The sequence below is a fragment of the Gordonia sp. J1A genome (assembly GCF_055393515.1).
Genome location: NZ_AP041607.1, coordinates 3,844,468 through 3,864,870 on the forward strand (window position 1 = coordinate 3,844,468; position 20,403 = coordinate 3,864,870).

A 20,403-nucleotide genomic window follows, 5' to 3' on the forward strand; every position below is an offset into this window, starting at 1 on the left:
TCACAGCGGGATCGCGCCGATCAATCCGCCGACGACGAGCATCGCGAGCGAGACCAGTGCGGCGCGCCAGAGGACCTGCTTGTGATGGTCGGCGAGGCTCACTCCGGCGAGAGCGACCAGCAGCAGGATCGCCGGGACCAGCGGGCTCTGCATGTGGAAGGGCTGGCCGGTGATCGACGCCCGAGCCATCTCGGTCGGATCGATGCCGTATTCGGCCGCGGTCTTCGACAGAACCGGCAGCACGCCGAAGTAGAACGCATCGTTGCTCATCAGGAAGGTGAGCGGGATCGACAGGACGCCGATCACCACGGCCATATGCGGTCCCATCCAGGAGGGGATGCCGTCCGCGAGCCACCGAGCGATCGCGTCGACCATTCCGGTGCCGCTGAACACGCCGGTGAGCACGGCGGCCGCCAGCACCATGGCGACTACCGAGACGATGCTCGAACTGTGCCGGGTGATCGCCTCCTGCTGATCCTTCAGATGCGGGAAGTTCACTGCGAGGGCGATCGCGGCCGCGATCATGAAGAGAACCGGGATCGCGATGATGTCGGCGCCGAGCACGGCCAGCAGCGCCACCGTCAGCGCCGCGTTGACCCAGAACAGCTTGGGACGAAGAGTGGTCCGGGTGGGATCGAGGACGCCGGTGAGCGCCGAGTCTCCGTCGTTCGCGTCGTCCGAACCCCACGAGGAATCGGCTGCCGGCGTTCCGACAGCTTCGGCGGCGGTGATCGAGGCAGAGCCGCCGGTAGGCATGTCGTCGCGTCCGGCCCCGCGCGATGAGGCGAGCACCGATTCCCGGATCTCGATCCGCCCGATGCGGCGGCGCTCCAGCACACCGAGGTGGAATGCGAACGCGAAGACCACCAGCATGCCCGCCGCCAGCGCCGGAAGCATCGGCAGGAACACCGCGTTCGTATCGATCTTGAGGGCGGTCGCGGCGCGGGCGGTGGGGCCGCCCCAAGGCAGGATGTTCATCGTGCCGTTCGCGAGACCGGCGACCACGGTGAGCACGACCGGGGAGACGCCGAGCTTCAAGTACAGCGGGAGCAGCGCGGCGGTGGTGATGATGAAGGTCGTCGATCCGTCACCGTCGAGGGAGACGACGGCTGCGAGAGCCGCCGTGCCGACCACCAGGCGAGCGGGATCGTTGCGTACCAGTCGGACGATGAAGCGCACGATGGGGTCGAAGAGCCCGACGTCGATCATGAGTCCGAAGAAGATGATCGCGAAGAACAGCATCGCGGCGGTGGGGGCGAGGTCGGCGATGCCGTCCTTGATCATGTCGCTGACCCCGAGTCCGGCACCGGCGAACAGGGCGAACGCGACCGGGACGAGAATGAGCGCGACCACCGGTGTCGCGCGTTTGGTGATGATCAGGAACATGAAGGTGGCGACCATCGCCAACCCGAGCGCTACCAACATTGCGTGCTCCTTCGTGCCGTGAAGTTCCGGAAGGTCGTGTGACCCGCCACTTGAGCACTCTGGTCGTAACGTGAATCACAGTCGAGGTTGTGTGCGTTAGTCGCCTTTCGCGCATTGTGCGCAGGGCCCCGTACAGCGCTGGCGTCGAACGCGTGGACCTGTGGACAGTGGCCTGGGAGACGTCACGGTGCCCCGATAGCCTGTGACTCATGCGCGACGACAAACTGCTCACCCGGATCGGCGGTCTCCTGCGGCAGGCGGAGGGCACGGACAACGAGCACGAGGCGGAGGCGTTCATGGCGGCCGCTCAGCGGCTCGCGACGGCGGCCTCGATCGATCTCGCGATGGCCCGGGCGCACGATCCCGCAGCCAGGAAGTCCGCCGCGCCGATCACCCGGCAGATCGAGATCGGCAAGGCGGGCAAGCGGGGACTGCGGACATACGTGCAGTTGTTCGTGCAGATCGCACAGGCCAACGATGTGACATGCGACGTGGCGTCCAATTCCACCTTCGTGATCGCTTACGGCTTCGAGACCGACATCGACGCCTGCGAGGCGCTGTACACGTCGCTGGTGATTCAGATGGTGGCCGCGAGCGATGCGTACCTGAAGTCGGGGGCGTACAAGGGGGAGACCGCCAGGCAGATGGTCACCAAGACCGCGGGCTACCGCCGTCGACGTGTGGTCGAGGAGAAGGCGCTCTCGCCGATCACCGCCCGGCTCAACTTCCAATCGGCGTTCGCGGCACGGATCGGCACCCGGCTCCGCGCGGCGCGCGACGAACAGCAGCGGGAGACGGTGCGCATCGAGACCGAGAGCGGCCCGGCGCGCTCGGTCTCCTCGGCCGTCGCGCTGCGGGACAAACAATTGGAGATCAAGGACTTCTACCGCTCCGAATCGAAGGCCCGCGGAACGTGGCGTGCGAGCAGTGCCACGGCCGGGTACTCTTCGGCCGCGCGCCAGGCCGGCGACCGTGCCGGCCGGCGCGCGCGCATCGGTGCCGACCGGGAGTTCGGTGCGCCGCGCGGCGCGCTCGAATCGTGAGCCGCGACCAGACGCGCCGACGGCTGTACGACGCCGAGCGCCTGGTGTTGCGGATGTTCGAGCGGGCGGGCGGCGCGCATACGGTGCAGCTCGCCGGCACCGAACTGACGTTGCCTGCGGAGGCGAGGTTCGGTTCGGTGGACGACGTCTCCGCGTACGCCCGGCGGGTTCTGGCCCTGCCGTCGGTTCGGGCGGAGTTCACTCGGGCGATCGTCCCGGTCCGGGTTCGGACGAGACGAGGCGAACGTGCCGCGCACTACGAGCGGGCGACCGCGACCATCGCCGTCCCGGACTCGGCCGGCGGTCGCTGGGCACTGCGGGAACTCGTCGTCCTGCACGAGTTGGCGCATCACTTGGACGAGGTGGGCGCTCCGGCCCATGGTCCGGCGTTCGTCGGAGCTCTGATCGGGCTCGTCGAGCGGGTCCTCGGGCCCGAGGCGGCGTTGGTCTACCGCGTCGTCTTCGGCGACAGCGGACTGTCGGCGCGCTAACCCCGCTGCGCGGTCGCGGCGACGATCGGCACCGGGGCGGCACCGAGCTCGCCGTCGGTCTGGAAGGTCAGGTAGCTGGGCTTCGCCGGGTCCAGGACCAGCTGCTGACGGCGCCCGCGGGCCTTGATCAGGTCGGGGACGATCGTCAGATAGCGCGGCAGGCTCGCCGCGTACACGTCCACCCGCAGACGGTGGCCCGGGGCCAGGACCGCGTCCGTGGGCACGAGGTCGACGTCGATGCGGACCGGCTCGTCCGCGGGAACGGGCAGCCGGCGTGACCGCGTCAGGTAGTGGTACGCGTCGAGCAGCACGCCGTCGTCGGTGTAGGTGGACCGCGACGGGTCGAGCGCGCGGTTGGAGGCTGTGAGTGCGCCGTTGGTCAGCACGGTCGACGTCCCGTCGGGTGCGACGTCGTTGACCGTCACGGCCCAGATCCCCTCGTGCGCCGTCGTGGAGACGTTCAGACGCAGATTCATCTCGCCGGAGACCTGCGTCGGCCGGTCGACCGGCTCGCTGGTGAACGACAGGGCCGCCTCCTCCTGGAAGCGGGCATCGGTCGCGAAGCTGTCGCCGAGCACGATGGCCGCGCCCGCGGTCACCTGCGCGAGATCGCGGGAGACGAATCCGCGCAAGCTCGGCCGGATCCGCAGGGAGCGGCGCCGGGAGGCCGGTGAACTGCGCAGCGTGCCGTCGTGTTGCGCGTGCAGTGCGGTTCCGGTGGGCCCCTCGGTCAGGAACAGGCGCCGCGGTGCCACCTCCTGCCGGGGGAACGACGGTCCGCACGACCACGCGCCGCCCTGCTGTTCCAGGGTCACCGGTCCGTAGGCGTCGACTCCGTTCTCGACGCCCTTGAGCCAGCGGTCGAACCACGCCCGCTGGAGGACGTCGAGGCGGGGCGGTGCGAACGGGCGCTCGTGACCGAACCCCGGGTCGAGGTGGTAGCCGTCGGCGATGAGCGCCTGCTTGCGTCCGGGCTCCATCTGCAGCTTGGAGTAGACGCGCGTGGCACTGCGGCCGAAGAGATCGTGCCAGCCGCCGACCGTGAACGTGGGACACACGATGTTCTCGATCGCGGGATCGCGCTCGGCGAAGTACGGATCGTCGAAGATCCGGTCGTCTCGAGCGGTCAGGAAGCCCCACATCAGCGACGGCATCTCCGTGGCCGGAGACTTCACGCGCGCCGACAGCCACCGGTACGCGTCGCCGCGCAGCACGTCGGCGACGGCGGTGGCCGGGTTCGGCAGCCACTTGAGCCCGTTGACCAGTGCCAGCCACAGCGGGATGAAGGCCGACGGCATACCGCCGGTGATGTAGATGTCGCGGACCACGTCCTCGCTGCCCTCGACGGCGAAGACGGCTTTGAGTTCCTCGGGGCGGTGTCCCGCCGTCTGCAGGGAGTTGATGGCCGAATACGACCATCCGGTCATCCCGACGCCGTCGGCGTACCAGTCCTGAGCGCTGATCCAGTCGATCACCTCGAGGCTGTCCTGCTGTTCGCGGGAGCCGAGGATCTGCCATTTGCCGTGCGAGGTTCCCGTTCCCCGGACGTCCACCAGGACCTGTACGTACCCGGCGCGCACCAGATTCCGGTTGATGCCGAAGACGTCCCACAGCCCCTTGGAGAAGGTGCGCGTGATGCGCGTGGCGCCGGCGAGCGGCCCCTCGTCGGCGACCATCATCGCGCTGGCGGTCTGGACGGTCTTGCCGATCACGGGAGCGTGCAGTGCGTGGTCGAGCCCGTCCAGCACTGCCCGGTTATAGGGATTCATGTTGAGGATCGCCGGCAGGGGAGTGCGGATCGGCTGACCGAACCGATTCGCCGGCCGGACGAGCGTGGCGCGCAGGGTGACCCCGTCGCTCATGGTGAGACGAATGCTGCGGTCGATGTGAACGCGCGGATAGGGCTTCGGCCCGTCGACGGCTCGACGCCATTCGAGGCCGGCGACTCCGCCGGCGGCATCGCGGTAGTCGGGTGCCGGGATCAGAGCCGGACGTTCCTGCGGGACTGCGAATCCGCTCTGCCCCTCGGCCAGGCCGCCCAGGTCGTACTGAAGCGTCATTCTCACGTCCCCCCTTTGCATTCGTCACAGTGCGGGCTGGAGTCGGCCCGAGCGCATCGGTGTGGCGTGAGTCACGCGGGCGTCCTCCCTAATCTAAAACGATGCACAGCCAGATCGTTAATCCGGGGTTGCCGAACCGGTGTGCTCGCTTGACCCGATCGTGACCGAGACAGCCGCCTCGAGCAGGATTCCGGCCGAGATCTGAACGGAGAGATCCCGTTCGGGGACGCTCGACGACTTGACTGCGCCGCCGATCCTCTGCGCCGCGGCGCCGGTCGCGTCCGGCAGACGCGCCGGCCTGTGCCAGTCCGGTCCGAAGACCGGCAGTCCCTGCGGGTCGGTGGCGCGGTTGTCCCACGCGGCCTGTGCCGCGGTGAGGACCAGTCCCGCCGCCGCTGAACGCAGTTCGCCGGCGCCCGCCGCCTCACGGGGAAGGTCTGTCGCGACCAGTGCGAGATAGCGGGCGAGGATGCCGGCGAAGAGGCCGCCGTCCCCGCCGCCGGCGCCGCGAATCACACCGTCGACGGTCATGCGGTCGCCGACTGCTCGCAGGATCCGGTCGATACGGTCCAGGTGCACGGGTGAACCGGTGAGGCGAAAGGCCTCGGTCTCGGCACCGAGGGCGACGCCCTGGCAGTAGGTGAAGACCGTTGAGTCCAGCTCACGCGTGCCGTCCGGTCGGGACCACACGCCGTCGGCGATCAATCCCGACGGCAGGCGCAGTTCGCGTTCGATCCAATCGGCCATCTCCACGGCACGGTCGGGTCGGCCGGTGCGGGCCAGCAGAATCGCGGCCGGACCGTTGGCGGGGGTGTTGAAGAACGAGTCGGTGGTCCGCCAGGGGATTCCGCCGCCGAGTTCGGGTGACCACGCGTCGTGCATCCTGTCCCGCAGCGTGTGCAGCGCCCGGCGGTGCGATGCGCCCGCGGTGTCGTGCAGATGGCGACCGGCGCGTTCGAGAGCCAGGCCCAGCCACGCCATGTCGTCGTAGTAGGCATTGGTCCAGTGCGCGACGTTCCGCACCCAGATCCCGCGCAGCAGCGCCGCGGCGTCGTCGGCGCAGCGCCGGTCCTCCCGGTGGACGGCGCCGTCGACGAGCAGGTCCACCAGATGGGCCTGCCACCAGTAGTTCCATGACGCTGTCAGGCGCTCGCGCGAGAGCGGTCGTCCGGGCATCGGCCAGGCGACCCGGCCGATGCGGGTGAACGGCAGCCAGCCGCCGACCCGGCGCAGGTGGCGAGCGGCGATCGCGGATTGTGCGGCGGCGGCTCGGTCCTGTGCCTGCACCTCGGCCGATTTGGAATCGGGGCTCATGCCGGTTAGCCTATTAGCCGGTGCAATGAGTCCGACGAGGTCGGACACTTTGCGTCAGTTCAACCAGAGACCGTTGGTTGTCGGAAGTGTTTCCGATCGAAGGCCCGATGCGAGTCGGCGGCCCACGCAGGATGAACGTGGTGAGACCATCTCACGGCCTTTGTGCCGTGCTATGCGCGCCCCGTGCCTCCTGCCCGGGGCGTTTTTCATTTCTCGCGGACCCCTCGTCGAGCGCCCCCGCCTCCCACCGCATTCTCTGGACAGAGGTGCCCCGGTACGCCGGGGCACGACGAATGTGACACGAGAGGAGGCGAAGTATGGCTAAGGCTGACAAGGTCTCTGCAGTTGCAGAGATCACCGAGCAGTTCAACGGTTCCACCGCTGCTGTGATCACGGAGTACCGCGGACTGACGGTGCCGCAGCTCCAGGAGCTGCGTCGCTCGCTCGGCGAAGGCGCTACCTACTCCGTCGCCAAGAACACCCTCGTCAAGCGCGCCGCTGCTGAGGCGGGCCTCGAGGGTCTCGACGACCTGTTCTCCGGTCCGACCGCGATCGCCTTCATCGAAGGTGAGCCGGTTGTGGCCGCCAAGGCGATCAAGACGTTCGCCAAGGACAACAAGAACCTGGTCATCAAGGGCGGCTTCATGGACGGCCGTGCGCTGTCCGTGGCGGAGATCGAGCAGATCGCCGACCTGGAGACCCGTGAGGTCCTGCTGGCAAAGCTGGCGGGCGCCATGAAGGGCAACTTGGCAAAGGCCGCAGGGCTGTTCACCCAGCCCGCATCGCAGGTCGCGCGGCTCGCCGCGGCCCTGCAGGAGAAGCAGGAAGCCGGCGGCGAAGCCGCGTAGCTCACTGCACTCTCCACTTCGGCTCCGGCCGATCACCCATGAACCAGCCTGCGACGCAGGCGCCCCCGTTCCGGCGGGGATCTAACGGAAGGACGCCATCATGGCGAAGCTCACCGCTGACGAGCTCATCGAGCAGTTCAAGGAACTGACCCTGCTGGAGCTCAGCGATTTCGTGAAGAAGTTCGAAGAGGTCTTCGAGGTCACCGCTGCCGCTCCGGTCGCCGTCGCCGCCGCCGGTGCTCCGGCCGCCGCTGCCGAGGCCGCTGCCGAGCAGGACGAGTTCGACGTCGTTCTCGAGTCGGCCGGCGACAAGAAGATCCAGGTCATCAAGGTCGTCCGCGAGGTCGTCTCGGGCCTGGGCCTGAAGGAGGCCAAGGATCTCGTCGAGGGTGCCCCGAAGGCTCTCCTGGAGAAGGTCAGCAAGGAAGACGCCGAGGCTGCCAAGGCCAAGCTCGAAGAGGCCGGCGCTTCGATCTCGCTCAAGTGATCTGATCGACGATCACGAGATCGCCGCATAGGCGATCGCCGAGGCGGGGCTCGCAGGGATACCTGCGGGCCCCGCTTTCGTCGTTCTCTCAGGCGGTTGTCGAGACGGCCGGAGCGGCCGCCGGAGCGGCCGCTGAACGACCCCAGGGCGGGCGGTCTTCGCCCGAGGCGGGCGCCGGGGCCGGGCCGACATCGCGGGCCACTGAGGGGCCGCTGGGCACACTTTCCGCTGGTGTGACGGGTATCTCGCTTCAGATCGGCGTTCGCTTTGGACCACGCCGCTTCTTTGGGTATTCTCAGGCCACCAAGATGTTACTAGCGGGTACAGCAACTTCGGAGCAGAGTTCGGCTCCCGACTCCGAAGTGTGACTTGAACCTCTGGTGCGTTAGAGTGACCGCAGCCACAGCCGTCCCAGGTCGGTGGCTGCGAAGACTCTGTAGGGGGAGCGAGGCGCCTCGCCTCACCTACGTGGTACCTAGAAAGGTCTGGAGGAACACTGTGGGTGTTGAGGTCAAGGTCGAGGGACTGACGAAGTCGTTCGGCTCACAGAACATCTGGCGAGACGTCTCGCTGACGCTGCCCGCCGGAGAGGTCAACGCCCTGCTCGGTCCGTCCGGTACCGGTAAATCGGTCTTCCTCAAGACGCTGATCGGCCTGCTGCATCCCGAGCAGGGCTCGGTCGTCATCGACGGCACCGACATCACCGAGTGCTCCGCCAAGGAACTCTACGAGATCCGCAAGCTGTTCGGTGTCCTGTTCCAGGACGGCGCCCTGTTCGGCTCGATGACGCTCTACGACAACATCGCCTTCCCGCTTCGTGAACACACGAAGAAGAAGGAAGACGAGATCCGCCGCATCGTCATGGAGAAGGTGGAGCTGGTCGGTCTCGCGGGCGCCGAGGGCAAGCTTCCCGGTGAGATCTCGGGCGGTATGCGCAAGCGCGCCGGACTCGCCCGCGCACTGGTCCTGGACCCGGAGATCATCCTCTGCGACGAGCCGGACTCGGGTCTCGACCCGGTGCGAACCGCATACATCTCGCAGCTGCTGATCGACATCAACGCCGAGATCGACGCCACGATCCTCATCGTCACGCACAACATCAACATCGCCCGCACCATTCCGGACAACATCGGCATGCTGTTCCGCAAGGAACTCGTCATGTTCGGCCCGCGCGAGCAGCTGCTCACCTCGGAGCAGCCGGTGGTCAAGCAGTTCCTCTCCGGCGACCGGTTCGGTCCCATCGGCATGTCCGAGGAGAAGGACGAGGCGGTCGCGGCGGCGGAGGCGGCAATGCAGGCCGCCGGTATCTCCGGCGGCGGCACCAAGGACGACTTCTCCGAGATCATCGCGCAGGTGCAGCCGAACCCCGGCATGCCGGTGCGCAAGGCGGCCATCCGCCACCGCGCGAACGTGCTGGCCATGCTGCCCTCGCTGCCGGAGAACGCTCAGGCCGCGATCCGCGCGTCGATCGCCGAGGAGGACGAGCGCGCCGCGCAGTCCCCCGAGTCCGTTGCGACGCTCGTGGCCCTCGCCAACACCGACTTCAGCGACCCCGCGGCAGTACAGGCCGCGCAGGACCAGGCTGACACCCAGGTGATCGAACGTCCGACCGACGTTCTCGCCACCGCGGCTGACGATGCTCAGACGCAACCGATCGATACCGCTGCGATCGAGACCGCCGTCAACCAGTCTGATGGACAGGGGAGTACCCAGGCATGACGAGTGCCACCTCGCGTGGCGTCGACAAACTGGCGAAGGCCGGTGAGGGCGCGCTTGCCCAAACCGGCAATATCGTCCAGTTGTTCGTCGACGTCGCCCGCCAGCTTTTCGTGCGGCCTTTCCAGTTGCGCGAATTCATTCAGCAGGCCTGGTTCATCGCCAGCGTCACGATTCTGCCGACCGCGCTCATCGCGATTCCGTTCGGCGCCATCGTCTCGCTGCAGACCGGCTCGCTGATCAAGCAGCTCGGCGCCGAGTCGTACACGGGTGCGGCGTCGGTGCTCGTCGTCGTGCAGCAGGGATCGCCGCTGGTGACCTCGCTGCTCGTCGCGGGAGCCGCTGGCTCGGCGGTCGCGGCCGATCTCGGCTCACGGACCATCCGTGAGGAGATCGACGCCATGGAGGTGCTCGGCATCAACCCGGTCCAGCGGCTGGTGGTGCCGCGCGTGCTGGCGATGGTGCTCGTCGCAGTCCTGCTCAACGGCCTCGTCGCCGTGGTCGGCATCGGCGGTGGCTACTTCTTCAACGTGGTCGTGCAGGGCGGTACGCCGGGTGCGTACCTCGCCTCGTTCGGCGCGCTCGCTCAGTTGCCCGACCTCTACATCTCGACGCTGAAGGCAGTGATCTTCGGTGTGATCGCAGGTGTGGTCGCGGCGTACAAGGGCCTCAATCCGAAGGGCGGCCCGAAGGGCGTCGGTGACGCGGTGAACCAGTCCGTCGTCGTGACCTTCCTGCTGCTGTTCTTCGCCAACCTGATCATTACTGCGGTCTTCCTGCAGATCGTTCCGCCGAAGGTAGGTTAGTGATGACTCGTGGTGTGACGATCGCCAAGAGCCGGCCGGAGTACCTGCTCTACGAGACCCGCAAGCAGCTCGGGCGTCCGCTCAAGCTCCTCGACGGCGCCGGCGAACAGATGTCGTTCTATGCGCGCACGCTCGCTTGGATCCCGCGGACCCTGGTGCACTACACCCGAGAGGTGATGCGCCTGCTGGCCGAGGTCGCCTTCGGTTCGGGAGGTCTGGCCGTCATCGGCGGCACGGTCGGCGTGATGGTCCTGATGTCGGGATTCACCGGCGTCGTGGTCGGTATGCAGGGCTACGCGGCCCTCGACCAGATCGGTTCGCAGGCACTGACCGGCTTCTTGTCGGCCTACGTGAACACCCGTGAGGTGGCACCCCTGGTGGCCGGTCTCGCATTGTCGGCGACGGTCGGCTGCGGCTTCACCGCTCAGCTCGGCGCCATGCGGATCTCCGAGGAGATCGACGCGCTCGAGGTGATGGCGGTGCCGTCGATTCCATTCCTCGTCAGCTCCCGGGTCATCGCCGGCTTCATCGCCGTGATCCCGCTGTACGTGCTCGGCCTGATGGCCGCCTACCTCGCGTCGCGCGTGGTGAACACGGTCTTCAACGGTCAGTCGACCGGTTCGTACGACCACTACTTCAATCTGTTCCTGCCACCCGTCGACGTCCTGTGGTCGTTCGGCAAGGTGCTGATATTCGCGTTCGTCATCATCATGATCCACTGCTACTACGGCTACTTCGCCAGCGGCGGGCCCGCCGGCGTGGGTGTGGCCGTCGGTCACGCCGTGCGAACGGCGCTGGTGCTGATCGCGGTGATGGACTTCTTCCTGGGCCTGGCGATCTGGGGTACGACCACGTCGATCCGAGTGGGAGGTTAGGAAACGTGGGGACGCTCAAACGCAGGCTCCTGGGCCTGTTGTTCTTCGTCGTCGTCATCGGTCTGCTGGCGGTCTCGGTGCTCAAGTTCCGGGGGACGTTCGACGACTATTCGACGGTGACGCTGCGTACGGACAACGCGGGCAACTCGCTGGTCAAGAACGCCGACGTGAAGGCCAACGGGGTGGTCGTCGGCTCGGTGCGCAATGTGGACGTGGAGCCCGGCGGCAAGGTCAACGTCGAACTCGGCATCAATCCCGACCAGATGCACAATCTCCCCGACGGCACCACGGCCCGGGTGCTCCCGAAGACACTGTTCGGTGAGCGGTACATCGCTCTGCAAATCCCGGAGAGCTCGGACGGCGGCACGCTGAAGGACGGATCGGTGATCCTGACCGACCCGAAGGGCAACTCGCAGGAGGTCGAGGATCTCTTCGACGCGCTGCTCCCGGTCATCAAGGCGATCCCGCCGGAGGACCTCAACGTGACGCTGAGCGCGATCTCGCAGGCGATCGGCGGCAAGGGCCACCAGATCGGCGAGATCGTCGATCGGCTCAACACGATCTTCACGCGGGTCAACGCGAACATGACCGATCTGCAGGGCACCATCCGCGGACTGGCGTCGTTCTCGCAGACCTACTCCGAAGCGGTGCCGGACATCATCGACGCGCTCGACAACCTGCGCATCACCGGTAACACCGTGGTGGAGCGGCAGGGCGATCTTCGGTCGACCATCCAGACGCTGAGCGTGGCCGCGGTGGACACGACCAAGTTCCTCAAGGCCAACAAGAAGGACATGCTGAACCTGTTCATCGACTCCGAGCCCTTCCTGAAGGCTGCGGCGCGCCAGTCGCCGACCTTCGGCTGCATGTTCCACAACTTCGCCACGATCGTCCCGAAGGTGGGCCCGATCGTCGGCAAGGGCACCGCCAACCCCGGCGTCCACGTGAACCTGCAGTTCGTGAACCCGCGCGGCCGGTACCTGCCCAACCAGGACGAGCCCCGGCTGCTGTGGGTGGATCCGCCCGCCCGCTGCTACGAGCCCGCCACCAACGGCCGCCCGTTCCCGCAGTACCCCGGCGGCGGTGTTCCCGACGGCTCGTACCAGCCGCCGTCGCGTAACCCGGGTCCCAAGACCTGGCCGGATCTGCCTCAGCCGCAGTTCAGCGGCACGCCGAGCGGCACCGTGTCGGAGACCGACTACCAGCGCCAGATGCAGGTGCTCTACGGGGCGTCGTCGGGTGTGAGCCCGGAGCAGGTGCCGCTGTGGGTCACCTCCATCGGTGCCGGATCGCTGCAGGGAGCGCAGGTGACCGTCAAATGAGAGGCGTCGTCGCACCCCTGGTGAAGCTGATCATCTTCGCCCTCATCACGATCTTCGCCACCGCGATGCTCGGTCTGACCATCGCCAACGCCGGCTCCGGCGGCAAGGCGAGCTTCAAAGCCGTGTTCGACGACGCGGCCATGCTGAACCCCGGCGACGATGTCCGCATCGCGGGCGTCCGCGTCGGCCAGGTCGAGAGCGTGGAGATCACCGACCGCAACAAGGCGCTCGTCGGATTCAGCGCCGACCGTGATCGGCTGCCCAAGGGCACCCAGCTGTTCATCCGGTACCGCAACCTGACGGGACTGCGTTACATGGCGCTGGAGAAGGGGCCCGGATCGGCGAACGACACCGTCGGCGCCGGATACACCTTCACCAACTCGCCCACGCATCAGAGCACGCACGACGCGGTGAACCTGACCGAGCTGTTCAACGGCTTTCGTCCGCTGTTCAAGCAGATCACCCCGGAGGACATCAACAAGCTCGCCGAGACCATGATCAAGGTCTTCCAGGGCGACATGGACACCACCATCGGCGACCTGATCAGCGACACCGCCGGACTCACCAACGCCCTGGCCGACAAGGACAAGGTGATCGGAGAGATGATCACCAACCTGACCAAGGTGCTCAACACGGTGAACCGGAACGACGACCAGTTCACCAGCCTCCTGGTGAACACCGAGAAGCTCATCACCGGGCTCGCGGCTCAGCGCGGGTCGGTGGGATCGGCGATCACGTCGGTGTCGAACCTGACCACGGTGACCGGTTCGATCCTGAGCAAGACGCGACCGGCCATCCAGGGCGACATCGCGGGGATCAAGTCGCTGTCGGACCAGCTGAACTCGCGCGACGACGACATCGAGAAGGCGCTGACCAACCTTCCGGTCAAGCTGCAGAAGATCGGCCGGGCCGCGACCTTCGGCTCCTGGTTCCAGTTCTATCTGTGCGGCATCGACGTCGTCGCGGGCAACGGTAAGTCCACCCTGCTGACGCAGCCGGTGGTGCCGCTGCCGAACATCAACCACGTCCTCTACACCAGCGCCGCCACGCGATGCTGGCGCGACATGAAGCCCGGGGGGTGAGCATGACCGACCGACAGAACACACCCGACGGGCAGCCGGAAGTTCCGACGACGCCTAAGAAGAGCCGACGGTTCGCCGGCCGACGGAGTGCGACGAGCATCGGCGCACTCGGTCTGCTGATCCTGATCATGGCCGCGGTGTCGTCCTTCTATCTGAAGGACCTGCCGCTGCTGGGCGCGGGAGCGCGCTACACCGCGCAGTTCTCCGAGGCCGCCGGGCTCAAGGCGGGCAACGAGGTCCGTGTCGCCGGCGTCAAGGTGGGCGAGGTGACCGAGGTCGCGCTCGACAACGACAAGGTCGACGTCACCTTCACCGCGAACAACACCTGGATCGGCAACCAGACGCAGGCGTCTATCCAGATCAAGACGGTGCTCGGCCAGAAGTACCTGGCGCTGAACCCGCGCGGCAGCGAACTGGCCGACCCCCGGGTCAAGCTCACCGACACGGTCGCGCCGTACGACGTCATCGAGGCCTTCGGTGACGCGGCCGATCAGATCGAGAACGTCGACACCGACGAGGTCGCGAAGTCGCTGCGAACGCTGTCGGCCGCCTTCTCCGGCACCAACGCCGACGACATCAACTCGTCGTTGACCGGCATCTCGCGGCTGTCGAACACGATCGCGAGCCGCGACCAGGAGGTGCAGCGGCTGCTGAAGGCGACCAAGGACGCCTCCAAGATCCTCGCGGACCGGAACGAGGAGTTCACCCGGCTGATCGCCGGCGCCGGCGTCCTGCTCAAGGAACTGAACAACCGGCAGAAGAGCATCTCGGCTCTGCTCGCGAGCACCACCACGCTGAGCAAGTCGCTCAGCGGCATCGTGAAGGACAACGAGGCGCAGATCGGTCCCGCACTCGATTCCCTCAAGGGCGTGACCGACATGCTGACCAGGCAGAACAAGAATCTGCGCGACACGATCACGTACATGGCGCCGTTCTACCGCGTCTACGCGAACGTGCTCGGCAACGGTCGCTGGTTCGAGGCGACGGTCACCAACCTGCTGCCGCCCGCACTGCCGCAGCAGAACACGACCAGGCTGCCGAACATGACTAAGAATCTGAACAACGGTGGAACGGGGGCCGGCGGATGACGGAGTCAGGTCAGACCTCCGGTCTGTTCAACAAGCGCAACATCGTCTACGGCGCACTCGGTCTGGTGCTCGTCCTCATCATCGCCGCAGGCGGCTGGTGGGCGTCGACCCTGATCGGCACCACCAAGGTGCACGCCACGTTCACCAGCGCGGTGGGCATCTACAAGGGCAGCGACGTCCGGGTGCTCGGCGTCGACGTCGGCAAGGTCACCGACGTGACCCCGCGCGGCGACGTGGTCGAGGTCGACATGCGGGTGAACCGCGGTGTGAAGCTCCCGGCCGATGTCAAGGCCGTGCAGATCATCCCGTCGATCGTCGCCGACCGCTACGTGCAGCTCACCCCCGCCTACTCCGGCGGGGCGCAGGCGGGAAGCGACGTGACGCTGTCGACCAAGCAGACCAAGGTGCCGGTGGAGATCGACGCGATCTACGCCAACCTTCAGAAGCTGTCGAAGTCGCTCGGACCCGAGGGCGCGAATCAGAACGGTGCCGTCACGGACTTCGTGGACGTCTTCTCGAAGAATCTGGACGGCAACGGCGCGAAGCTGGGCGAGGCGATCACGAACCTGTCCAAGGCCGCGGGAACGCTGTCCGACGGCAGCACCGACCTGATGAGCACGATCCGCAACCTGAACGTCTTCGTGGGTGCGCTGAAGGAGAACGACGCGCAGGTCCGGCAGTTCAACAGCCAGATGGCCTCGTTCAACACCTTCCTGGCCGGCGAGCGCGACCAGCTGGGCAAGGCGCTCGACAGCCTGTCGTACGCGCTGGGCGATGTCGCGACGTTCATCTCCGACAACAACGACAAGATCGGTCAGGCCGTCCGCGACCTGCAGCCGACGGGTCAGGCGCTGCTGGACAACAAGGATCACCTGCTCGAGATCCTCACCGTCCTGCCGGTCACGATCAGTAACCTGATCAACGCCTACGACGCGGAGTCGGGCACCGTCGCGATGCGCGTCAACATCCCGGAGTTGCAGGACCCGCTGGCCGCCGGCTGCCGGTTGCTCGACTTGGGCAAGCTGCTGCCCGGCAATCCGATGGCCGTCGACTTCAGCCGCAAGCTCGCGCCGCTGGTCAACAACTGCAAGAACGTCGCCACGCAGATCACGAAGGGCGTTCTGGAACCGGTGCTGCCGGTGCTGCCCTTCGGAATCATGAGCGGTGACAAGGAGCAGAAGAACCCGGCACCGGGTACCGTCCCGGGCAATCCGGACCCGAGTCTTCCTGGAGGACAGCGATGAAGGTGAAACTGTCGACGCGAGCCCGCGTCGCCGGTATGGGTGCCGCACTCGCGACCGTTCTCGCGGTGACCACCGGTTGCTCCGGTATCCAGTCGGTACCTCTGCCGGGCGGTGTGGACGTGGGGTCGAACCCGCGGACCTACAAGGTGGTGTTCAACAACATCCTGGACCTGGTCCCGCAGTCGGTCGTGAAGATGGACGGCATTCCGGTCGGCCAGGTCACCAAGGTGGAGGTGCCCACCGGTGCCTGGGATGCGCTGGTGACGATCAAGGTCAAGAACAGCGTCGATCTCTCCGACGAGGCCTCGGCCTCGGTTCAGCAGACCAACCTGCTCGGCGAGAAGTTCGTGGCGCTGTCCGAGCCGCAGGGCGTGACGGCGCAGACGCCGCGTCAGCCCGAGTCGGAACCCATCCAATCGGACCGCACCCGCACCGTCACCGATATCGAGCAGTTGCTCGGCGCACTGTCGATGCTGCTCAACGGCGGCGGCATCAACCAGCTCGAGCCGATCATCACCTCACTGAACGAGGCGCTCGGCGACCGGCCGAACACGGTGCGCTCGCTGCTGAAGCAGTCGGAGAAGTTGATCGACAGCCTCAACAAGCAGCGCGACGACATCATCAGCGCGATCGACGGCGTCAGCAAGCTGTCGGCGCGTGCCAATCAACAGACGGCTCAGATCGAGCGGATCCTGAACCAACTGCCTGCGGGTGTGAAGGTGCTCGAGGAGCAGCGCCCGCAGTTCGTTGACCTGCTCACCAAGCTCGACGATCTGGGCCAGGTCGGCACCGACATCCTCGGCAAGGCGCACGATCAGATCATCACCGACCTGAAGGCGCTGCGCCCGATCCTGTCGGAGCTCGCGAAGTCGGCACAGGACGCGGTCACCGCGTTGCCGCTGATGCTGACGCATCCCTTCCCGGACGATCTGCTGCCCGGTGTGCACGGCGACTCGACCAACCTGTTCGCGACCCTCGACCTCCGGCTGCTGAATCAGCTCGAAGCGCTCGGCGTGGGACAGGGCAAGCCGGTGTACCAGGCGCCGACCGTCAGCCCGCCGAAGATCGACCCGAACAACCCGTACATCAACGGCAACGGACCCCGCTGGGGCTGGCCGACGATCTCGCTGCTTCCGCCGGCGGCCAACTCGCGGAAGGGTCCGAACACTCCTCCGTCGGGTGGCACGTACCCGATGAATCCGTCGTCGGGGACCGCCCAGAGCAAGTCGGGCCAGAAGAACTCGGTGCAGAAGAAGTCGTCGGACAAGAAGGCTCAGTACTCGCCGATGCCGTCGGGAGACGAGAACTTCCTGGACGGGCCGCTGCGGATGCTCGGAGGTGGTGACCAGTGACCAGTCGTCTCGTCAAGATTCAGCTGATCGTCTTCGTGGTGATCGGTGTGCTGGCGATCGTCTACGTCGGTGCCAAGTACGCCCGGCTCGACAAGCTGGTCGGCGTCTCCACCTACAAGGTGACCCTGCACATGCCCGACGCGAGCGGCATCTTCACCAACGCGGAGGTGACCTATCGGGGAGTGCCGGTGGGTCTGGTCGGTGACATGAAGATGGTGCCGAACGGCGTGGACGTGACGCTGGACATGAACTCCGGCGCACCCAAGGTCCCCGCCTCGGCTCAGGCGGTGCTGGCGAACCGATCGGCGATCGGTGAGCAGTTCATCGACCTGCAGCCCAAGACGAGCGCGGGGCCCTACCTGGAGAACGGATCGCGCATCCAGGGCGCCGAGACGCCCCCGAAGCTGCAGGACGTCATCGCCGACACGATCAGCCTCACCAAGACCATTCCGGTCGATCAGCTGAGCAGTGTGATCCGTGAACTCGGCACGGCGTTCAACGGCAAGGGCGAGGACCTCACGCACTTGATCTCGTCCCTGGACAAGCTGTCGAAGGACGGCGTCCGGAACATCGAACCGATCACGCAGCTGCTGCAGAACTCCAATGTGGTGCTGTCGACGCAGGCCGACCAGTCCGACGAGATCCTCGCATGGTCGAAGAATCTCGACCGGGTCTCCGCCCAGCTGGTGAGTTCGGATCCGGCGATCCGCCGCATTCTGACGAACGGCCCGCCGGCGGGCACCGCGCTCTCGACCTTCCTGCAGGACAACGGTGCGGATACCACCAAGCTGATCCATCAGCTCGGCGGAACCGTTCACGCGGCGGCGCCGGCGTCGTTCGCCACCGGTGCCACCTTCGCGATGCTGTCGGCATTGTCGGCGGGCAGCCACAGCGCCGCTCCCGGCGACGGCCAGATCCACTTCGGCATCGTTCTGGAGACCGGCAACCCGGTGAGCTGCACCAAGGGCTACGAGAGCACGTGGGCGATGATCGCCGAGATGAAGAAGCGCAACCCGAACTTCGACGTCAATTACGACGATTTCCCGTTCAACACGAAGGCCAACTGCAACGTGCCCGAGGGGAACCCCACGTCGGTCCGCGGTGCCAACCGCGCCGCGCTGGCGAATCCGTACATCGCACAGCCGTGGGACAACACGCCGAAGAAGGATCCGGACAAGTTGAACCTGAATCCGCTCGCGACCCAGCTGGCCGCTCTGATGGGTGTGCATCCGAAGTGACGCCCGGCCGATCCGTCGCCGTCTCCGCGGCGGCGACGGATTGGCACGGCGTGCCTCGCGATGACTACAGTTGCGCTCGATGACACACGAAGACACCAGCCAGCCGCAGGACGAACCGGTGGACGCCGCGACGTCCGCCGAGCCTCCCGTCGCGTCCGAATCCGCTGAGGCGGACACCGTCGAGGTGAAGTCCGCTGAGGCAGAGACCGCTGAGGTGGAGACCGCTGAGGCAGACGTAGAGGACGACGCTGCCGAGGACGACGCAGCCGCGCCGAAGCGTTCCCTGCGGTTCTGGTCCCGGTGGTCCAGCGGCACCGAGGAGGCCGACACCGACGACGCGTCCGCGCGGTCGCCTTTCGCCTCCTTGGCACTGGCTGCCGCCGTCGCGGCTCTCATCGCTGCGGTGGTGTGTCTCGGATACTTCGGCTACACGGGGATCCGCGCATACACGGTCGACTCGGAGGCCGATCAGCTCCGCAACGAGTCGGTCGATGCGGCCGAGCAGGCCGTCCTCAACATCACCGCGGTGGACCCCAAGGACACCGCGGGCTGGAAGAAGCGTCTGGAGTCGTCGCTCACCGGAGATGCCCTCAAGCAGGTGAACACCGGCGTCGTGGCCGACGTCGAGCAGCGTGTCGCGGCCTCCGGGGGACAGGTCGGCAAACTCGAGTCGCGTATCACGCGCAGCGCCACCACGGAGCTGAGCACCGACGACGACACCGCCACCGTTCTGGTGTTCGCGAACGTCGCATCGACGATCCCCAATCAGCCCGTCGCGCAGCAACAGATGGGCTTTCTCCTGACGATGGTCGACGTCGACGGTGTGCGTAAGGCGACCAAGGTGGTCGCGCTGAACCCGATCGACTACACCGACACCGGCTCCGGGGTGTCGACCGCGCCCGGCCAGGGCACCGCGGACCAGTCGCAGGACTCGCAGCCGCAGGAGGGTGGAAACTGATGGCCGGCGGACGTCCGAACAAGCCCGGTTCCGGAAAGCGGACACCGAAGGTCGCGGGCCGAGCGGCGCCGCGCGTCACGGTATCGAGGCCGGTTCAGGCCGACACAGACGAGCAGATGCAGCACTCGACGGTCCCTACCGAGCCCGTCGATACCGCCGGACCCACCGTGTCCGGTGTGGAGCGCAAGCGCCAGGTGGCCGCGCAGAAGGCGGCCCGGGAAGAGGCCGCCGCTGCCCTGAACCAGGGGCGCCCCCCGCGCGACACCTCGTCGACACTCCGGCTCGCGGCGATCACCGGGGCCGTCGCCGTCGTACTCGGCGTCATCGCCACCGTCCTCGCATTCCATCCCGGTGTCACCGTGAGCGACAACCGTGCGTTCGTCGACCAGCGCGAGACCGACAAGGTGCTCAGCCAGGCGCGGGCCGGCGCGTGCGCGCCCTTCCAATTCGACTACAAGAAGCTCGACCAGTGGGCCGCGTCCACCCGCGACACCTTCACCGGTGGAGCGCTCGACCAGTTCGAGACCTTCTTGAAGACGAACCGCAGTGTCATCGAACAGTCCAAGACGGCGTCGGAGTGCCAGATCGACGCTCTCGGCCTGTCGGACCTCACCGATGATCGCGCGGTGGTGGTCGGCACACTGATCGTGAGCACCTCGCGGGACGGCGTGATCGCCGACTCCCAGGTGCCGCATGTCCAGTACACCTTGACCAAGGACGATGGCGGGAATTGGAAGATCAGCGAAGTCGGACAGTTCTGATCGAGGGCGCTGAACAGGCTTTTCTGACCGATTCGGCGCGTTTCGCTTGACGTGACAGCCTCGGCACGTCACGCTGTCACAAGTTGATTGTCTCCAGGTAGGCAGCCGTCGACAATCATTCTCCGGCAGGGGTATACCCATTGCCATAGATATCTGATACAGTTGGACGTTGCGCTGGCTGCCTCCTGTCCGCTGATCGATCATCCTTCCAGCCCTCCCTCCGGGGACGGTTCTCGGGTGTGATGTTTGTGCAGGTCGCACGACCACCGCAGGCCACCATGGCCACGCACCGA

18 protein-coding genes are annotated in these 20,403 nt (G+C 66.6%); 15 read left to right on the plus strand and 3 right to left on the minus strand.

Annotation, left to right across the window (positions count from 1 at the left end):
* The gene (locus ACZ5QD_RS17990) at positions 1-1,425 is read right to left on the minus strand and encodes a CitMHS family transporter (RefSeq protein WP_045538059.1); all 1,425 of its coding nucleotides are present in this window, start codon (positions 1,423-1,425) and stop codon (positions 1-3) included.
* A 209-nt stretch (positions 1,426-1,634) separates the two neighbouring features.
* On the opposite strand from ACZ5QD_RS17990, the gene ACZ5QD_RS17995 reads away from it, so the two are divergent.
* Positions 1,635-2,468, plus strand: a complete 834-nt coding sequence (locus tag ACZ5QD_RS17995; protein WP_433820336.1) for a DUF2786 domain-containing protein — start codon at positions 1,635-1,637, stop codon at positions 2,466-2,468.
* A complete protein-coding gene (locus ACZ5QD_RS18000) occupies positions 2,462-2,959 on the plus strand; it encodes a TIGR04338 family metallohydrolase (protein ID WP_039866641.1) in 498 nt (165 codons plus the stop codon). The genes ACZ5QD_RS17995 and ACZ5QD_RS18000 overlap by 7 nt, the downstream gene beginning before the upstream one ends.
* Here the strand turns inward: ACZ5QD_RS18000 and ACZ5QD_RS18005 are convergent.
* Together ACZ5QD_RS18005 and ACZ5QD_RS18010 are read right to left on the minus strand one after the other, a co-directional pair.
* Positions 2,956-5,019 carry a CocE/NonD family hydrolase gene (locus ACZ5QD_RS18005; protein ID WP_045536578.1) on the minus strand — a complete coding sequence of 688 codons (2,064 nt, stop codon included), beginning with the start codon at positions 5,017-5,019 and terminating at the stop codon, positions 2,956-2,958. The genes ACZ5QD_RS18000 and ACZ5QD_RS18005 overlap by 4 nt on opposite strands.
* A gap of 117 nt (positions 5,020-5,136) precedes the next feature.
* A complete protein-coding gene (locus ACZ5QD_RS18010) occupies positions 5,137-6,333 on the minus strand; it encodes a glycoside hydrolase family 76 protein (protein ID WP_045536580.1) in 1,197 nt (398 codons plus the stop codon).
* Positions 6,334-6,650: 317 nt separating this feature from the next.
* Between ACZ5QD_RS18010 and rplJ the strand changes: the two genes are divergently transcribed.
* The 13 genes from rplJ to ACZ5QD_RS18075 all read left to right on the plus strand — a co-directional run bounded on the left by rplJ (position 6,651) and on the right by ACZ5QD_RS18075 (position 20,110).
* Positions 6,651-7,181, plus strand: a complete 531-nt coding sequence (rplJ, locus tag ACZ5QD_RS18015; protein WP_006894397.1) for a 50S ribosomal protein L10 — start codon at positions 6,651-6,653, stop codon at positions 7,179-7,181.
* Between the two features lie 100 nt (positions 7,182-7,281).
* The gene (gene rplL, locus ACZ5QD_RS18020; RefSeq protein WP_006894398.1) at positions 7,282-7,668 is read left to right on the plus strand and encodes a 50S ribosomal protein L7/L12; all 387 of its coding nucleotides are present in this window, start codon (positions 7,282-7,284) and stop codon (positions 7,666-7,668) included.
* Between the two features lie 498 nt (positions 7,669-8,166).
* Complete coding sequence (locus ACZ5QD_RS18025) at positions 8,167-9,387, plus strand: ABC transporter ATP-binding protein (RefSeq protein WP_045536583.1); 1,221 nt, start codon at positions 8,167-8,169, stop codon at positions 9,385-9,387.
* A complete protein-coding gene (locus ACZ5QD_RS18030) occupies positions 9,384-10,190 on the plus strand; it encodes an MlaE family ABC transporter permease (protein ID WP_006894400.1) in 807 nt (268 codons plus the stop codon). The genes ACZ5QD_RS18025 and ACZ5QD_RS18030 overlap by 4 nt, the downstream gene beginning before the upstream one ends.
* 2 nt (positions 10,191-10,192) lie before the next feature.
* Entirely contained in the window at positions 10,193-11,065 is an 873-nt protein-coding gene (locus tag ACZ5QD_RS18035; protein ID WP_039866591.1) for an MlaE family ABC transporter permease, read from the plus strand.
* Between the two features lie 5 nt (positions 11,066-11,070).
* A complete protein-coding gene (locus ACZ5QD_RS18040; RefSeq protein WP_006894402.1) occupies positions 11,071-12,387 on the plus strand; it encodes an MCE family protein in 1,317 nt (438 codons plus the stop codon).
* Positions 12,384-13,469: an MCE family protein gene (locus ACZ5QD_RS18045; RefSeq protein WP_006894403.1), complete on the plus strand. Its 1,086-nt coding sequence runs from the start codon at positions 12,384-12,386 to the stop codon at positions 13,467-13,469. The genes ACZ5QD_RS18040 and ACZ5QD_RS18045 overlap by 4 nt, the downstream gene beginning before the upstream one ends.
* Positions 13,470-13,471: 2 nt before the next feature.
* Positions 13,472-14,557 (plus strand): MlaD family protein, encoded by a 1,086-nt coding sequence (locus ACZ5QD_RS18050; RefSeq protein WP_006894404.1) that lies wholly within the window; start codon positions 13,472-13,474, stop codon positions 14,555-14,557.
* Entirely contained in the window at positions 14,554-15,801 is a 1,248-nt protein-coding gene (locus ACZ5QD_RS18055; RefSeq protein WP_006894405.1) for an MCE family protein, read from the plus strand. Before ACZ5QD_RS18050 ends, ACZ5QD_RS18055 begins: the two co-directional genes overlap by 4 nt.
* Positions 15,798-17,153, plus strand: a complete 1,356-nt coding sequence (locus ACZ5QD_RS18060; protein ID WP_006894406.1) for an MCE family protein — start codon at positions 15,798-15,800, stop codon at positions 17,151-17,153. The genes ACZ5QD_RS18055 and ACZ5QD_RS18060 overlap by 4 nt, the downstream gene beginning before the upstream one ends.
* Positions 17,150-18,391 carry an MCE family protein gene (locus tag ACZ5QD_RS18065; RefSeq protein ID WP_006894407.1) on the plus strand — a complete coding sequence of 414 codons (1,242 nt, stop codon included), beginning with the start codon at positions 17,150-17,152 and terminating at the stop codon, positions 18,389-18,391. The genes ACZ5QD_RS18060 and ACZ5QD_RS18065 overlap by 4 nt, the downstream gene beginning before the upstream one ends.
* Before the next feature lie 79 nt (positions 18,392-18,470).
* Positions 18,471-19,349 carry a hypothetical protein gene (locus ACZ5QD_RS18070; protein ID WP_006894408.1) on the plus strand — a complete coding sequence of 293 codons (879 nt, stop codon included), beginning with the start codon at positions 18,471-18,473 and terminating at the stop codon, positions 19,347-19,349.
* Positions 19,349-20,110: a hypothetical protein gene (locus ACZ5QD_RS18075; protein WP_006894409.1), complete on the plus strand. Its 762-nt coding sequence runs from the start codon at positions 19,349-19,351 to the stop codon at positions 20,108-20,110. The genes ACZ5QD_RS18070 and ACZ5QD_RS18075 overlap by 1 nt, the downstream gene beginning before the upstream one ends.
* The last annotated feature ends 293 nt before the right edge of the window (positions 20,111-20,403 follow it).

What these genes read in the sequence shown, in the direction of transcription:
- ACZ5QD_RS17990 (WP_045538059.1), bottom strand. Translation starts at nt 1,425, where the DNA reads ATGTTGGTAGCGCTCGGGTTGGCGATGGTCGCCACCTTCATGTTCCTG.
- ACZ5QD_RS17995 (WP_433820336.1), top strand. Translation starts at nt 1,635, where the DNA reads ATGCGCGACGACAAACTGCTCACCCGGATCGGCGGTCTCCTGCGGCAG.
- ACZ5QD_RS18005 (WP_045536578.1), bottom strand. Translation starts at nt 5,019, where the DNA reads ATGACGCTTCAGTACGACCTGGGCGGCCTGGCCGAGGGGCAGAGCGGA.
- ACZ5QD_RS18010 (WP_045536580.1), bottom strand. Translation starts at nt 6,333, where the DNA reads ATGAGCCCCGATTCCAAATCGGCCGAGGTGCAGGCACAGGACCGAGCC.
- rplJ (WP_006894397.1), top strand. Translation starts at nt 6,651, where the DNA reads ATGGCTAAGGCTGACAAGGTCTCTGCAGTTGCAGAGATCACCGAGCAG.
- rplL (WP_006894398.1), top strand. Translation starts at nt 7,282, where the DNA reads ATGGCGAAGCTCACCGCTGACGAGCTCATCGAGCAGTTCAAGGAACTG.
- ACZ5QD_RS18030 (WP_006894400.1), top strand. Translation starts at nt 9,384, where the DNA reads ATGACGAGTGCCACCTCGCGTGGCGTCGACAAACTGGCGAAGGCCGGT.
- ACZ5QD_RS18035 (WP_039866591.1), top strand. Translation starts at nt 10,193, where the DNA reads ATGACTCGTGGTGTGACGATCGCCAAGAGCCGGCCGGAGTACCTGCTC.
- ACZ5QD_RS18045 (WP_006894403.1), top strand. Translation starts at nt 12,384, where the DNA reads ATGAGAGGCGTCGTCGCACCCCTGGTGAAGCTGATCATCTTCGCCCTC.
- ACZ5QD_RS18050 (WP_006894404.1), top strand. Translation starts at nt 13,472, where the DNA reads ATGACCGACCGACAGAACACACCCGACGGGCAGCCGGAAGTTCCGACG.
- ACZ5QD_RS18055 (WP_006894405.1), top strand. Translation starts at nt 14,554, where the DNA reads ATGACGGAGTCAGGTCAGACCTCCGGTCTGTTCAACAAGCGCAACATC.
- ACZ5QD_RS18060 (WP_006894406.1), top strand. Translation starts at nt 15,798, where the DNA reads ATGAAGGTGAAACTGTCGACGCGAGCCCGCGTCGCCGGTATGGGTGCC.
- ACZ5QD_RS18070 (WP_006894408.1), top strand. Translation starts at nt 18,471, where the DNA reads ATGACACACGAAGACACCAGCCAGCCGCAGGACGAACCGGTGGACGCC.
- ACZ5QD_RS18075 (WP_006894409.1), top strand. Translation starts at nt 19,349, where the DNA reads ATGGCCGGCGGACGTCCGAACAAGCCCGGTTCCGGAAAGCGGACACCG.